Raw genomic sequence first — 13,162 nt, forward strand, 5'->3', positions numbered from 1 at the left:
ATAGAAGAGTTAGTAAGAGTTTAAAGAGCAGCGTTGGTAAAGACTTCTTGTACGTCATCTAAGTTTTCAAGTGCATCCAGCAATTTTTGCATGCTCTCCGCTTGATCACCTTCAAGCGCAATCTCTGTTTCTGGTCTCATGGCAACAGTCGCTAATTCGGCTTTTAATCCTGCTTGAGAAAGTGCATCTTGCACTTTAGGAAAATCTGGCACGGGAGTTAATACCTCAAGTGATCCATCATCGTGAGTGATCACATCATCAGCACCCGCATCTAAGGCAACTTCCATCAGTTGATCTTCGCTAGTGCCGGGGGCGAATAACATTTGACCGCAGTGCTTAAATAGAAAGGCAACTGAACCTTCAGTTCCCATATTGCCGCCATTTTTATTGAAAGCATGGCGCACTTCAGCAACGGTGCGAGTACGGTTATCGGTGAGGCAATCAACAATCACTGCTGCGCCGTTCATGCCGTAACCCTCATAACGAATCTCTTCGTAGCTCACTCCCTCTAAAGAGCCGGTGCCGCGCTGAATAGCTCGTTGCACATTGTCATTCGGCATGTTGGAATCTTTAGCCTTGTCGATCGCTAAACGTAAGCGAGGGTTAGCTGTCAGATCGCCGCCGCCTAATTTGGCAGCAACAGTAATTTCCTTAATGAGTTTGGTCCAAATCTTGCCGCGTTTTTCGTCTTGACGACCTTTGCGGTGCTGAATATTGGCCCACTTCGAGTGGCCGGCCATACGGGTAATTCCTTTTAATAATTTGGCTATAAGTCTCTATTTTAAGGGGTTCTATACCCAAGGTAGGCGGCAACTAGGCAATTTTTGTTACACTCTCATGTCTTAGCAGTAACAAAGCATCAAATTGCGCAGAATTTCCACTGCAAACACCTGCCTCGGTGATGGAATTGGTAGACGTGCCGGACTCAAAATCCGGTGCCGCAAGGCGTGGCGGTTCGAGTCCGCCCCGAGGCACCATTTAACGGTCAATCAAGCCGTCAAATTTCTCCAAATACTATATTTCGTAAGTTTCGGCTTTCTCGCTCATTGCTTGCTCAACAATTTTCTTGGTGAGCGTGGGCGAGAAGAGTTCAATGAAGGTGTACACAAAAGATCTTAGGTATGCGCCTTGTTTAACTCCAATGTGCGTGACGTTGTTGCCAAACAAATGACCTACGGGAATCACTTTGAGGTTGCGATCTCTTTCAGAGTCGTAGGCATGACCAGCAACAATGCCAATACCCATACCGGCTTCAACATAAGTTTTAATCACGTCAGCATCAATTGCTTCTAAGATGATGTCGGGTGTAATACTGCGTTGAGCAAAGGCCGCATCAATTTTGCTGCGACCTGCAAATGCTTTGTCGTAAGTAATGATCGGATATTTCGCAATCTCTTCTAAAGTGACTGTTGCTTGATTTAGTAGCGGGTGACTCAATGGCACCATAACGACGTGCTGCCATTGGTAACCCGGTAGAGCGAGGACGCCAGGTGTATTGGCTATTCCTTCAGTAGCAATGGCGATATCAGCACGGTCATGACTTAGTAGCTCCGCAATCTGCCCAGGGCTACCTTGTTGAATACTGACGCGTACTTTTGGAAAGCGCTTAGTAAATTCAGTCAGCACTTTAGGGAGTGCATAACGAGCCTGGGTATGGGTGGTGGCAATCACAAAGTTACCTTGGTCTTGACTGGCAAAATCCTCGCCAACTCGCTTTAGTGTTTCAACTTCATCGAGGATTCGTTCTACCGAGCTTAGAATACGCTTGCCAGGCTCAGTTAGTGAGCGAATACGCTTGCCGTGGCGACGAAAGATCTCCACACCCAATTCATCTTCTAGTTCGATGATGGCCTTCGATACGCCAGGCTGAGAAGTGAAGAGTGCTTTGGCAGCAGTGGTGAGATTGAAGTTTTGCCTAACCGCTTCGCGGACAAAACGAAATTGATGAAGGTTCATATAAGACTCCTATCTATATATCTAAAGAGATATAGGAATCTGATTCTATATGAATTTTTGGTCTTAGGCTTTAGAAACCCAACCTAAAGCAAGGAGCGCTAAAAGAAAGTAGAACATCGGTGGGACTAAGGCCGTCAAGAAGGTCGGCCATGCGCTTAACAAACCGACGTTGGAGAAAAGAGAATTAAATAACTGGAAGCTCATCCCCAGCATGATTCCACCAAACACTTTAATACCAACGCTGCCTGCACGTACTTTTAAGTAAGCAAACGGGAGGGCTAGAGCCAGCATCACAAAAATGGTGAATGGGTAAACCACTTTTTTCCAAAAGGCAATGGCGTGACGTTGTATATCTTGTTTGTTATCTTGCAGATGAATAATGAAACGACCTAAACTGACAATCGACATTTTTTCAGGGCTGATCAAGAGTACGTTCAAAATTTGTGGCGTGACTTCAGACTCTAAGGTCAGAGTAGGATGGGTAAATGTCCTCGAGGAAAAAACGGGGTTGAGTGGATCGGTCTGTTTGATTTCTTTGAAGCGTGTTTCGGTCACATCTTTTAATACCCAAATTCCAGCTTCATCGAAATGACCCGATGGGGCGCTCCGAATCGATAGCAGATTGTAGTTATCGTTAAATTCATACATTCGAATATCACGAATCTCATTGTCTTTATCGACCTTACCCACATTCACATAGCGTACACCTGGTCGAACGGGACCGCTACCGTCCTCATCTCTGAGGCGATCTTTCACCCAAACGCCAGTCTTAAATTGCGCTGAGTAGCTAGTGCCTAAGGCCTTCATGCGAATTTGTTCTGACTTGCTTTCTGCATAAGGGCCGGCCCACTCACTCATGATGAGGGTTAGGAGCACCAGGGGTAATGAAATTTTGGTAAGCGTAATGAGGCCACGCTTGACATCAAGTCCTGCGATACGCAAGATGGTGAACTCAGATTGACTGGCTAGCATGGCAAATACATAAATACTGCCAATCAAACCTGCAATTGGAATAATTTCAGAAATGCGGCTCGGCGCCTTCAGCAATACATGGAGCAATGCGATTGGTAGGGTATAGCCACCTTGCACTGAGCCTAGCTCGCTCAAGATGTCAAAGAATAAGAAGAGGGCAACTAAGGCAAACAAGATAAAGCCAAAGGCCGCATAGATCTGCTTAGCTAAATAACGCTCATAAATATACGGAAAGAGCAGTTTCATTTGTGAGAAAAGGATGCGGGAAGTTGACGACGCCACCACCGAATGGATGGATTGATGCGATTACGTATCAGTACATATGCAATCAAAAATGCTAAAAGATGAATAGGCCAAATTCCGACAAACACACTGAACTTCCCTTGGGCAACAAAGTTTTGCGTGAGATTCAGTAGGTTGCTATAAATCAAATAAATAAGGACCGCATAAAACATCGCAGTGTAATTGCCTAAGCGGGGATTGACATACGCTAGTGGGATGGCAATCAGAACCAAGCCCAGAGCCATCAGTGGCAAACCTAGGCGCCAAAGGAGCTCTGCGCGATTGGCATTAAATGCTGTTGGATTATTGTCGTTCAGTAACTCGGAAACCGTTTTTTCTCGATCACGTGGGGCTGGCGCCAATGCTTCTTTGCTTCGGATCTTAGTGGTGTAATCATTGAACTCTAGGATTCTAAAATCTGGTGCAGTAGGCTGCCCTTCATAGCGCCGCCCATTATGTAAAACAATGGATTTTTCTCCGCCTTCGGCGTTTTGAATATAGCCAGTGGAAGCGACTGCAATACTGAGGCGCCCATTTTTATGGTCAGCTACGAATATATTTTTCACTTCACTTTTATCAACATCAAGCTCTTCAATAAAAAAGACGCGTTCTGCTCTGGCAGATTCTTTAAATTGGCCAGAAGTCACCATCGATACATCATCACGTTGCTGAAAGCGCTGGCTAATAAGGGTGGTTTCTCGATTAGCCCAAGGCCACACAAAAAGAGCCAGCAAGGCAATAATGATGATGAGTGGAGTAGCAAATTGCAAAATAGGGCGGATCAAGTTACTGATGCTTAATCCACTAGCAAACCAAACGATCATTTCAGAATCTTTGTACCAGCGCACCAAAACAATCAGTATGGCAACAAAGAGTGATACGGTTAATAAAACGGCAAGATAGCCTAGGGTAGCCAAAGAAATGAGAACGATGGCATCTTCAGGATTAACGGAACCATTGGCTGCATATCCCAAAATTCGAATCACCAAAGTGGTGACCATGATGGTGACCAAGACCAAAAAGACTCCGCCTGTAGTAAAGCTAAGTTCGCGGCGAAGGGCTTCTTTAAAAATCATGAATGGTGATGGATGGGTCTGAACGTAGTTCTGGGGGTATATGAAAAGCCAAAAGGACTTATTTTGATGTGGGAAAAATAGGTTAATCTCATGTCGGAGGATAATGGATAAACATCCTAGATTTCTATCTTTCGCCCTTGAATCGACCTAAAAATACTGCAATAGATTATGACAATTCAATTTAGCACCAAAATTTTCCCCCAAGCTGACCTGCAGAGTGCAAAACTGCTCAAACCGAGCCTCAAAACAATGCTGGCTCAAACTACAGATTGCCTCGTTTTGGGTTATTCCAAAGCTGACTTTGAAAGATTTGCGGGTAGTAAAGGTGCCAAGACTAAGGCCGGCGTTTTGGCGGAGTTAGATCTGCTCTTGGGCGGTTCAGTAAGTCACGCCAACGTTTTGGGTGATTTAGATAGCAAACAAGCCTCAGTTTGTTTATTGAGAGCGGATAAATCTTGGTCTGCGAATGCAGTCAAAGCTAAGCGGGTGCTATTACTCAGCATGGGTGATCTGCGCTTAACCGCCGATCAAAGTTTGACGGCTTATTCCAAAGTGGCACGTGCAGGATTAAAGGCATTGAGCGGTGGCTCAATTGAAAATGCAATTTGGTTTGCTCCGAGTTTTACGCTATCTAAAACATCTGAGAAGATTGCGCAAGAAGTGCGGCTCACTATTCAATATGCTGGCGATCAGGCTTATCGTTTTGGTGTGCGTCAACCGGCGATGAAATTTAAGGCGAAAGATAAGGCTGATACTTTTAAGCATTTGATCTTTGCAGGCAACAATGCTTGCGCCAAAGAATTAAAACTAGCGATTGAGCAGGGTGGTGCGATGGTTGAGGGGATGAATCTCGCCAAGGACTTGGGCAACCTTCCTCCTAATATTTGCACCCCAACTTATTTAGGTAAGACTGCACAGGGCTTGGCTAAAAAGACCGCCCTGAAGGTTGAAGTGTTAGGACTCAAACAAATTGAAGCTTTGGGCATGGGTTCATTTTTATCTGTTGCTAAGGGTTCTGAAACCCCGCCGCAATTTATCGTGATGCGTCACCAAGGAGGCAAAACTGGAGAGGCTCCAATTGTCTTGGTTGGTAAAGGCATTACCTTTGATACGGGCGGCATTTCTCTGAAGCCTGGCGAAGCGATGGATGAGATGAAGTACGACATGTGTGGTGCCGCATCGGTTATTGGCACCTTGTATTCCGCCGCACTGATGAAGCTCAAGAAGAATGTGATTGGCGTAGTGCCTACCTGTGAAAATATGCCATCCGGTAGAGCAACACGTCCAGGAGATATTGTGAAGAGCATGTCAGGTCAAACCATTGAGATTCTCAATACTGATGCTGAAGGCCGTTTGATATTGTGTGATGCACTAACTTATGTGGAGCGTTTTAAACCTAAGGCTGTAATTGATGTAGCAACCTTAACAGGCGCCTGCGTCATTGCGTTGGGACATGTGCATAGCGGCGTGTTTTCTGATGATGAAGTCTTGGTAGATGCTCTGACTAAAGCGGGTAAAGATTCCTTAGATACGGTATGGCGCTTACCTTTAGATGCTGCTTATCATGAGCAACTCAAATCCAATTTTGCGGATGTTGCTAATATTGGTGGACGCCCTGCAGGAAGTGTCACCGCAGCCTGCTTCTTATCGCGCTTTACTGAGAAGTACAAATGGGCTCACTTGGATATCGCTGGAACCGCATGGAAGAGTGGTGCTGCCAAAGGTTCAACCGGTCGTCCAGTTCCTCTCTTGGTGAATTTCTTGCTTGAGCAAAAGTAAGTTAGCCAATTTATATGGCGCGCATTGATTTTCATAGCAATGTAAGTGACAAGCTGGAATATGCCTGTCGCTTGACCCGCAAAATCTGGAGCGCCACACCAGAGGGCCAGCCGGTTCGACAGATTGTGATTGTCGGTGAAAAAGGGGATCTACAGAAGTTGGATGATTTGCTTTGGACTTTCAGTAGTACTGACTTTATGCCGCATTGTTATATTGACGATGAAGCTGCGGCAGAGACACCCATCATTCTCACAGATAACTTTGCTTCACCTTATCTAAGCACTATTCCCCATGCTGACGTGATGATTCATTTGGGTATGCGCATGCCGCAAGATGTGCCGGCTTTAGTAGAGCGCTTTCCGCGGATTGTGGAAGTCGTAACAGTGAATGAAGCGGAGCGCTTAGCAGGGCGCGAGCGCTTCAAGGCCTATCGTGAATTAGGTCATGAGCTCCATAACTTTGATCAATCCAAGAGTTAATTTCCATTTTTCATGTTGATCCATCCACAGTTTGATCCGGCAGCACTGCGTATTGGATCCTTTGCGATTCACTGGTATGGCTTGATGTATCTCATGGCCTTTGCGCAATTTCTGTTGCTAGGTCGTTTACGCATTCGTACTCCTCGTTATCAGGCTTTGGGCTGGACCTATAAAGACCTAGAAGATTTATTATTTGCAGGTGTATTGGGTGTAGTGCTTGGAGGTCGCTTGGGTTATACCCTTTTTTACATGCCGAGCTTTTACCTTGCCAACCCATTGAGTATTTTGAAAATCTGGGAAGGTGGCATGTCTTTCCATGGCGGTCTCTTGGGTGTTCTGGTGGCCCTATGGTGGTTTGCAAAGAAACGCCAGACGACTTTTTTTGTAGTGAGTGATTTGGTGGCGCCTTTGGTTCCCTTTGGATTGGCATTTGGGCGCTTAGGTAATTTTATTAATGGCGAGTTGTGGGGTAGGCCAACCGATCTTCCTTGGGCAATGGTTTTCCCCCTAGTGGATTCCATTCCACGTCATCCATCACAAATTTATCAATTGCTGGGTGAAGGTGTTTTACTCGGAATCATTCTTTGGATGTATGCAAGTAAGCCTCGCCGGATTGGACAGATATCCGGATTATTTTTACTAGGCTATGGAGTCTGTCGTTTCTTGGCTGAGTATGCTCGTGAGCCCGATGCTTTCTTGGGGCTCTTGGGCCTTGGCCTATCGATGGGTCAGTGGCTCTGCATACCAATGATGATCTTCGGCACCTACTTGCTGCGCCGTCATTCGGCCCCCCTTATTTCTTAAAGGCTTCATCATATTAAGAATCCCTTTATCATTATTAGAAATTTAATGAAAATGCAGTTGATTTAATTGATTCATCCAGTAAGTAGTACTACATGGTTTATTGGATTTATTCACTGTTTTAATAGAGATAGGCTCCCATGCTAGAAAAGTTAGCAAAAGCGCGTTATTTTTCGCGTGTCACTGGCGCAGTAAACCGCCTCATTTCTGAGAGAGGCGAGTCTAATGCTGTAAGCATGGCGGATGATGTCATCAATAACTATCGAAAGCTTTCCAAAGATCAGCATTTGAAGTTTTTCACTTTCTTATTTGAAAAACTCAACCCAGATCCTGCTGCGGTGATGAGTGCAGCGCAAAACTTTTCTGCTGAAGCTAGCGCGCGTAATTACATCAAACTGCAGCGTGTTACTGAGCCTCCAAGGCAAGAATTATTTCGTCGCCTCAATCGCGCAAGCAATGGCACTGCAGCATTGGTAGGCATGCGGCGTGATTTATTGCAGCTACTAGAAAAGCAACCTGAACTCACAGCAGTTGATTTCGATTTACGCCACTTACTGTCTTCCTGGTTCAATCCTGGCTTTTTGAAGATGCATCGAGTGGATTGGAAATCACCTGCTGAAGTCTTGGAGAAATTAATTCAACATGAAGCAGTGCATGCCATTGATGGTTGGGATGATCTACGTAGACGTTTGCAGCCTGATCGCCGTTGCTTTGCCTTTTTTCATCCGCAATTACCTAATGAGCCGCTGATTTTTGTTGAAGTAGCTTTGCTGCCTGAGATTCCCGCAGTGATTACTCCCCTAGTTGATAAGAAGGCGGAGACTGTTCATCAAAACTCCCAATACAAAGTCGCTGCGTTTTATTCTATTAGTAACTGCGAGCCTGGCCTGCGTGGCGTTTCGATGGGTAACTTTTTGATCAAGCGTGTTGCTGAGCAGCTGCATGCAGAGTTTCCTGGTCTGAAGACTTTTGTGACTCTCTCTCCCATTCCTGGATTTATTGATTGGGTTGCTGCAGGTGCAGATATCGGTGGCGACAAAACAGGAGTGCAATTAAAGCCAGCTATTCGTACTGCTCGGGAGCAAGCCCTGAATACGATGGGTCTTGCTAATCAGTCTTGGACTGAACGACTAGGTGCGGGATGGCATCCCGATAATGCGAGTGAAAAAGAAAAATCAGCCTTGCTTTGTCTGGCAAGTATTTATCTTGGCCTAGGGTCTGCTGGCAGAAATGGTAACCCAGTAGCCAAGTTTCATTTGGGAAATGGTGCGAAGTTGCATCAAATTAACTGGGCAGCTGATCTTTCTCGTAAGGGATTACGACAGTCAGCAGCCCTGATGGTGAATTATTTGTACGATTTATCCTCAGTTGAGGAGAATCATGAGCGATTTACGCAGGGTGAGATTGATTACTCCCGTGCAGTAGGTCGTTTAATGCAGCCTTAGATAGTGATAAATGCAGGATTTTGGAGTAGAAGCTCTAAAGCAGAATTTAGCGAGCATTCCCTTTAGAATGGGAAGAAACTGGACAGTAGTAAGGCTCAGCAAAGCATTCAGTAGTGAATAAATGACGTAAATAACTTACAAACAATAGCCAAATAGGCTTGTGGAGGAGACATGATGATTCAGCAAACATTAAAGGGTTTTTTCAGAAAAGCTCTATTTGTCGTTTGTTTTGCACCATTAGCTGTAATGGCTCAAGAGTGGCCTAATAAACCCATTACATTTGTGGTTCCATTTCCAGCCGGCGGTGGAACAGATGCATTTGCAAGACCTTTGGCTGCTCAGCTTACTAAGCAGTTGGGCAAGCAAATCGTGATTGATAACCGTGGTGGCGCAGGTGGTACATTGGGCGCATCCATTGCAGCAAAAGCGGCACCAGATGGCTACACATTTTTTATGGGCGCTGCTCATCACGCCATCGCTCCAGCAATGTATCCCAACCTAGACTACGACATTGAAAAGAGCTTTATTCCAGTAGCGATGGTTGCAAATCCACCACAAGTGATTGTGGTGAACCCAAAGAACGTGCAAGTGAAAGATCTTAAAGAGTTCATTGCGCTTCTTAAAAAGAATCCTGGCAAGTTTAACTATGCGAGTGCTGGTAATGGCTCTTCACACCACCTTGCTGGCGAGCAATTCAAAATGCTAACCAAGACTTTTATTACCCATATTCCTTATCGTGGTGCTGGACCAGCAATGCAAGACCTGATTGCCGGTCAAGTGGATGTTGAATTTGATGGACTGGGTTCTTCTGCTGCACAGATCAAGAATGGTTCGATTGTGGCTTTAGCGGTAGCATCACAAAAGCGCGCACCTGGCTTTCCAACCATCCCTACGGCAGCTGAAGCTGGCTTGGTGGGTTATGAGGTTTCTACTTGGTATGGTTTGTTTGCTCCCAAGGGAACGCCACAGCCTATCGTTGACAAAATGATTGCAGAAGTACAAAAGGCTATTAATACACCGGACATGAAGACGATCTGGACTAATAATGGTTCTGATACGCCTAATTTATCCGGCGATACTTTTGGAAAATTTGTTAATGCCGATATAAAGCGTTGGGCAGCTGTTGCTAAAGCTTCTGGCGCTAAATTGGATTAAGACTGCTTCCCTAAAATGTTTGTTTGATCAGAGGTTCTAATGAATTTGTATTCAGTATTGGAAAAAGGTTTTCCAAAAGATAAAAAAGCCTGCGCTATCGAAACGCATGATGGCCTTTACTACTCTTGGGGAGACCTAGAGCGCGCTACTGCGAAGATGGCTAATCTGCTGAAGAGTTTGCAGTTACCAGCCGGTTCGCGCATAGCAGTTCAGGTTGAAAAATCTCCTGAAGCACTTTTTCTATATTTGGCTACGATTCGTGCCGGTTATGTGTATTTGCCTCTGAATACAGCTTATCAAGCTGCTGAGATGCAGTACTTCATTGAGAATGCTGAGCCTGCAGTAGTGGTTTGCAGCGGAAAAAATTTCTCTTGGGTATCTCAGGTTGCTTTTAAGGCTGGAACCAAACAAGTATTTACTTTAAATGAAGATCGTTCTGGAACATTGTTGGAGCGTGCTGGTAGCTTAAGCGACACCTTCAAGACGGTTGCCACGAAAGATGATGATTTGGCTGCAATCTTGTATACCTCCGGTACTACTGGTCGTAGTAAGGGCGCGATGCTAACCCATCAGAATTTATATAGCAATGCACAGGTCTTGCAAAAGTTTTGGGGTTGGGTAAAAGGCGACGTACTCTTGCACGCATTACCCATCTTCCATGTGCACGGTTTGTTTGTAGCAGCTCATGGCGCATTAATTAATGGCAGCAAGATGATTTGGTTGCCGCGTTTGGATGTTACACAGCTCATTCATCATATGCCTCAATCGACTGTGATGATGGGCGTACCGACTTTCTATGTACGCTTGCTTGCTGATAAAGGCTTCACCAAGAAAGTGGCGCGCAATATGCGCTTATTTATTTCTGGTTCCGCCCCATTGCTTACGGAGACATTTAATACCTTCAAGGATGTCATTGGCCAGCCTATCTTGGAGCGCTATGGCATGAGTGAGACCGTGATGTTGGTTTCCAATCCATATAAAGGTGCCCGCGTAGGGGGTTCTGTTGGTTTGCCATTGCCTGGCGTTAAAGTACGTGTGGTAAATGAAGACAATAAATCTTGTGGTGTTGATGAGATCGGTAGCATTCAAGTTAAAGGTCCGAATGTATTTAAGGGTTACTGGCGCATGCCTGAGAAAACTGCCGAAGAATTTACTAAGGATGGCTGGTTCAAAACTGGTGACGTTGGTCGTTGGGGTGGTGATGCCAATGGCGGTAAAGCACCTAAGGATTACTTATGTATTGTTGGCCGCAGCAAAGATTTGATTATTTCCGGTGGCTATAACGTTTATCCAAAAGAGATCGAAAGTTTTATAGATGATATGGATGGCGTTGATGAGAGCGCAGTGATTGGTATTCCGCATCCTGACTTTGGTGAAGCTGTCATGGCTGTGGTGGTAGCCAAGCCTGGAGCTAAGTTAAATGCTGAAGCGATGATTGCCACCTTGAAAACCCAAATTGCTAATTTCAAGATACCAAAGCGTTTAGAAATTGTTTCTGACTTGCCACGTAACGCTATGGGTAAAGTGCAAAAGAATATTCTGCGTCAGCAATACACTGCATAATTAAAAGCCAAATGCCTTGCGGCTTTCATTAAACATGAAGACTGCAAGCATTAATAGCATCACACCAAAGATGCGTTTGAGTTGAGCAACATTCAACTTACGCGCCATCTTTGCTCCAAGTGGAGCAGTGAAAATACTGATCGCCACAATACAGGCCACTGCTGGGACATATACAAAACCCAGAGATCCTGAGGGCAGGTTAGGGTGATCCCAGCTGCCATACATATAGCCAATAGTGGCGGCTGCAGCGATTGGAAATCCTAAGCCAGAAGAGGTGGCCATAGCGGTGTGGGGTTTAACATTGCACCACAGCATAAATGGCACGGTGATAAATGCACCTCCTGCACCAACTAAGCTGGCTAAGCTACCCGCAAATGCCCCAAAAGAAAATAAACCTAGACTGCCTGGCAACTCTCGTCCTGCGCTTGGTTTTTTATTCAGAATCATCTGAATAGAGCTATACACAATAAAGATGGCAAAGAAGAGTGATAACCAAGAGGTGTTGAGTGCTTCAAAGATTTCACTGCCGCCAATCAAACTGCCAATCACTAAACCTGGGCTCAAGGCGGCAACAAGTTTCCAGTCAATCGAACCGTGTTTGTGATGCGCCCAAATAGCTGATGTGGTGGTAAATAGAATGGTCGCCATGCCAGTGGCGATGGCCATGTGCACAATCACTTCTTGGTTAAAGCCTAGGTGATTAAAAACTAAGATCATGAACGGCACCAAAATCATGCCGCCACCAATTCCGAGAAGTCCTGCTAAAAATCCAGAGATACTGCCACACAGTATCAGCATCAGGATATCGCTTAGTAACATGAATTCCCCGCCTTGGCCGCTAGGCCGTCATCCTGAACCCAAAGGTTCAAGGTGGAACGGCTACTCTGCTTCGGGTGCATTAAGAGGTTCAGGGAGTGACCAAGTCTGAGTTGGCACTGTGAACTTGCAAAACGCTCACGCCCACAAGGTAAAGATCGTTCCGGATGCTTGCGCATCGGTTCAAGGAACTATTGGCCTTGGCGAACCAGGCAGGGAAAGGGTTTGCAACAAAGTGTCTACTTGTTCTTCAAGTCCGCGAATTTCCGCTTGAAGACGAGCTACTTCATGAGAGCTCACATTTGAAGAAGAGCTTTGTTGTGATTGATTTTTCTGCAATGTAATGAAGTCACCTGCAATCTTGAGTGCGGCCATCATGCTGGCTCGTTCAATGCTGCGGTTACCACCACTAATGGCCAGTTGAATTTGTTCATCGACCAAAACGCAGGCGGCACGAAGCAGTGGTTCGTGTTCAGTGCTGGTTGCTAGAGTGATCTTTTGACCGGCAAGAGTTACTTCAATGCGTTGTTGGCTCACTGTCGTCCTCTGGATTGGTTGGTGGAATTGCTTCGCCAAGTAAGTTTAGTTGACGACCATCACTTTGTTCTGGCAAGCGACTCAAAATGCGCTGTACCCGTTTTTGAGCATCCTCGATTTTGCCCTCAAGCAGCACATGACTTTGATTGAGATTGCGCACAGCTTCTTGAATTAGTGAAATCTTCTCAGACAGGCGCTGAATGGATGCGCTCAGGGCACCCAGATTTGCATCGCCAGTGAAATGAGAGATAGGCTCGTTCATATTGGCATTGTAGCCTCGACTTAGATCAAAAGCCCAACA

At 45.5% G+C, this 13,162-nt stretch carries 12 protein-coding genes, 1 tRNA gene, 1 other RNA gene and 1 pseudogene; 7 read left to right on the forward strand and 8 right to left on the reverse strand.

The genetic code is table 11. The features are described from left to right. Positions 1-20: 20 nt before the first annotated feature. Positions 21-740, reverse strand: coding sequence for a YebC/PmpR family DNA-binding transcriptional regulator (locus tag AOC29_RS03185; RefSeq protein WP_215296600.1), 720 nt, complete (start codon positions 738-740; stop codon positions 21-23). A 152-nt stretch (positions 741-892) separates the two neighbouring features. Here AOC29_RS03185 and AOC29_RS03190 point away from each other — a divergent pair. Continuing rightward, a tRNA-Leu gene (locus AOC29_RS03190) sits at positions 893-977 on the forward strand. 37 nt (positions 978-1,014) lie between these two features. On the opposite strand, the gene AOC29_RS03195 is transcribed toward AOC29_RS03190, so the two are convergent. The 3 genes from AOC29_RS03195 to lptF form a co-directional block, all read right to left on the reverse strand. Next, positions 1,015-1,956 (reverse strand): CysB family HTH-type transcriptional regulator, encoded by a 942-nt coding sequence (locus AOC29_RS03195; protein ID WP_215296601.1) that lies wholly within the window; start codon positions 1,954-1,956, stop codon positions 1,015-1,017. A gap of 63 nt (positions 1,957-2,019) precedes the next feature. Continuing rightward, complete coding sequence (lptG, locus tag AOC29_RS03200; protein ID WP_215296602.1) at positions 2,020-3,174, reverse strand: LPS export ABC transporter permease LptG; 1,155 nt, start codon at positions 3,172-3,174, stop codon at positions 2,020-2,022. Then, positions 3,171-4,286: an LPS export ABC transporter permease LptF gene (gene lptF / locus AOC29_RS03205; RefSeq protein WP_215296603.1), complete on the reverse strand. Its 1,116-nt coding sequence runs from the start codon at positions 4,284-4,286 to the stop codon at positions 3,171-3,173. Before lptF ends, lptG begins: the two co-directional genes overlap by 4 nt. A 174-nt stretch (positions 4,287-4,460) precedes the next feature. On the opposite strand from lptF, the gene AOC29_RS03210 reads away from it, so the two are divergent. The 6 genes from AOC29_RS03210 to AOC29_RS03235 all read left to right on the forward strand — a co-directional run bounded on the left by AOC29_RS03210 (position 4,461) and on the right by AOC29_RS03235 (position 11,508). Then, on the forward strand, positions 4,461-6,065 hold the full coding sequence (locus AOC29_RS03210) for a leucyl aminopeptidase (protein WP_371819550.1): 1,605 nt from the start codon (positions 4,461-4,463) through the stop codon (positions 6,063-6,065). 14 nt (positions 6,066-6,079) lie between these two features. After that, positions 6,080-6,544: a DNA polymerase III subunit chi gene (locus tag AOC29_RS03215; protein ID WP_215296604.1), complete on the forward strand. Its 465-nt coding sequence runs from the start codon at positions 6,080-6,082 to the stop codon at positions 6,542-6,544. Between the two features lie 12 nt (positions 6,545-6,556). After that, positions 6,557-7,348: a prolipoprotein diacylglyceryl transferase gene (gene lgt / locus AOC29_RS03220; RefSeq protein ID WP_215296605.1), complete on the forward strand. Its 792-nt coding sequence runs from the start codon at positions 6,557-6,559 to the stop codon at positions 7,346-7,348. A 137-nt stretch (positions 7,349-7,485) separates the two neighbouring features. Beyond that, positions 7,486-8,790 carry a malonyl-CoA decarboxylase domain-containing protein gene (locus AOC29_RS03225; protein ID WP_215296606.1) on the forward strand — a complete coding sequence of 435 codons (1,305 nt, stop codon included), beginning with the start codon at positions 7,486-7,488 and terminating at the stop codon, positions 8,788-8,790. Between the two features lie 174 nt (positions 8,791-8,964). Then, positions 8,965-9,945, forward strand: a complete 981-nt coding sequence (locus AOC29_RS03230; protein ID WP_215297321.1) for a tripartite tricarboxylate transporter substrate binding protein — start codon at positions 8,965-8,967, stop codon at positions 9,943-9,945. A gap of 39 nt (positions 9,946-9,984) precedes the next feature. Further along, positions 9,985-11,508 carry a malonyl-CoA synthase gene (locus AOC29_RS03235; RefSeq protein WP_215296607.1) on the forward strand — a complete coding sequence of 508 codons (1,524 nt, stop codon included), beginning with the start codon at positions 9,985-9,987 and terminating at the stop codon, positions 11,506-11,508. Here AOC29_RS03235 and AOC29_RS03240 read toward each other — a convergent pair whose 3' ends face one another. The 4 genes and pseudogenes from AOC29_RS03240 to AOC29_RS03255 form a co-directional block, all read right to left on the reverse strand. Then, entirely contained in the window at positions 11,509-12,327 is an 819-nt protein-coding gene (locus tag AOC29_RS03240) for a sulfite exporter TauE/SafE family protein (protein WP_215296608.1), read from the reverse strand. Continuing rightward, positions 12,328-12,546, reverse strand: a non-coding RNA gene (ssrS, locus tag AOC29_RS03245) — 6S RNA. Between the two features lie 99 nt (positions 12,547-12,645). Next, positions 12,646-12,861: pseudogene (locus tag AOC29_RS11405) on the reverse strand (cell division protein ZapA); the annotation flags it as partial. After that, positions 12,842-13,123 (reverse strand): hypothetical protein, encoded by a 282-nt coding sequence (locus AOC29_RS03255; RefSeq protein ID WP_215296609.1) that lies wholly within the window; start codon positions 13,121-13,123, stop codon positions 12,842-12,844. The gene AOC29_RS03255 and the pseudogene AOC29_RS11405, both read right to left, overlap by 20 nt. Positions 13,124-13,162 lie beyond the last annotated feature (39 nt).

The organism is Polynucleobacter sp. JS-JIR-5-A7 (genome assembly GCF_018687935.1).
GTDB lineage: Bacteria > Pseudomonadota > Gammaproteobacteria > Burkholderiales > Burkholderiaceae > Polynucleobacter.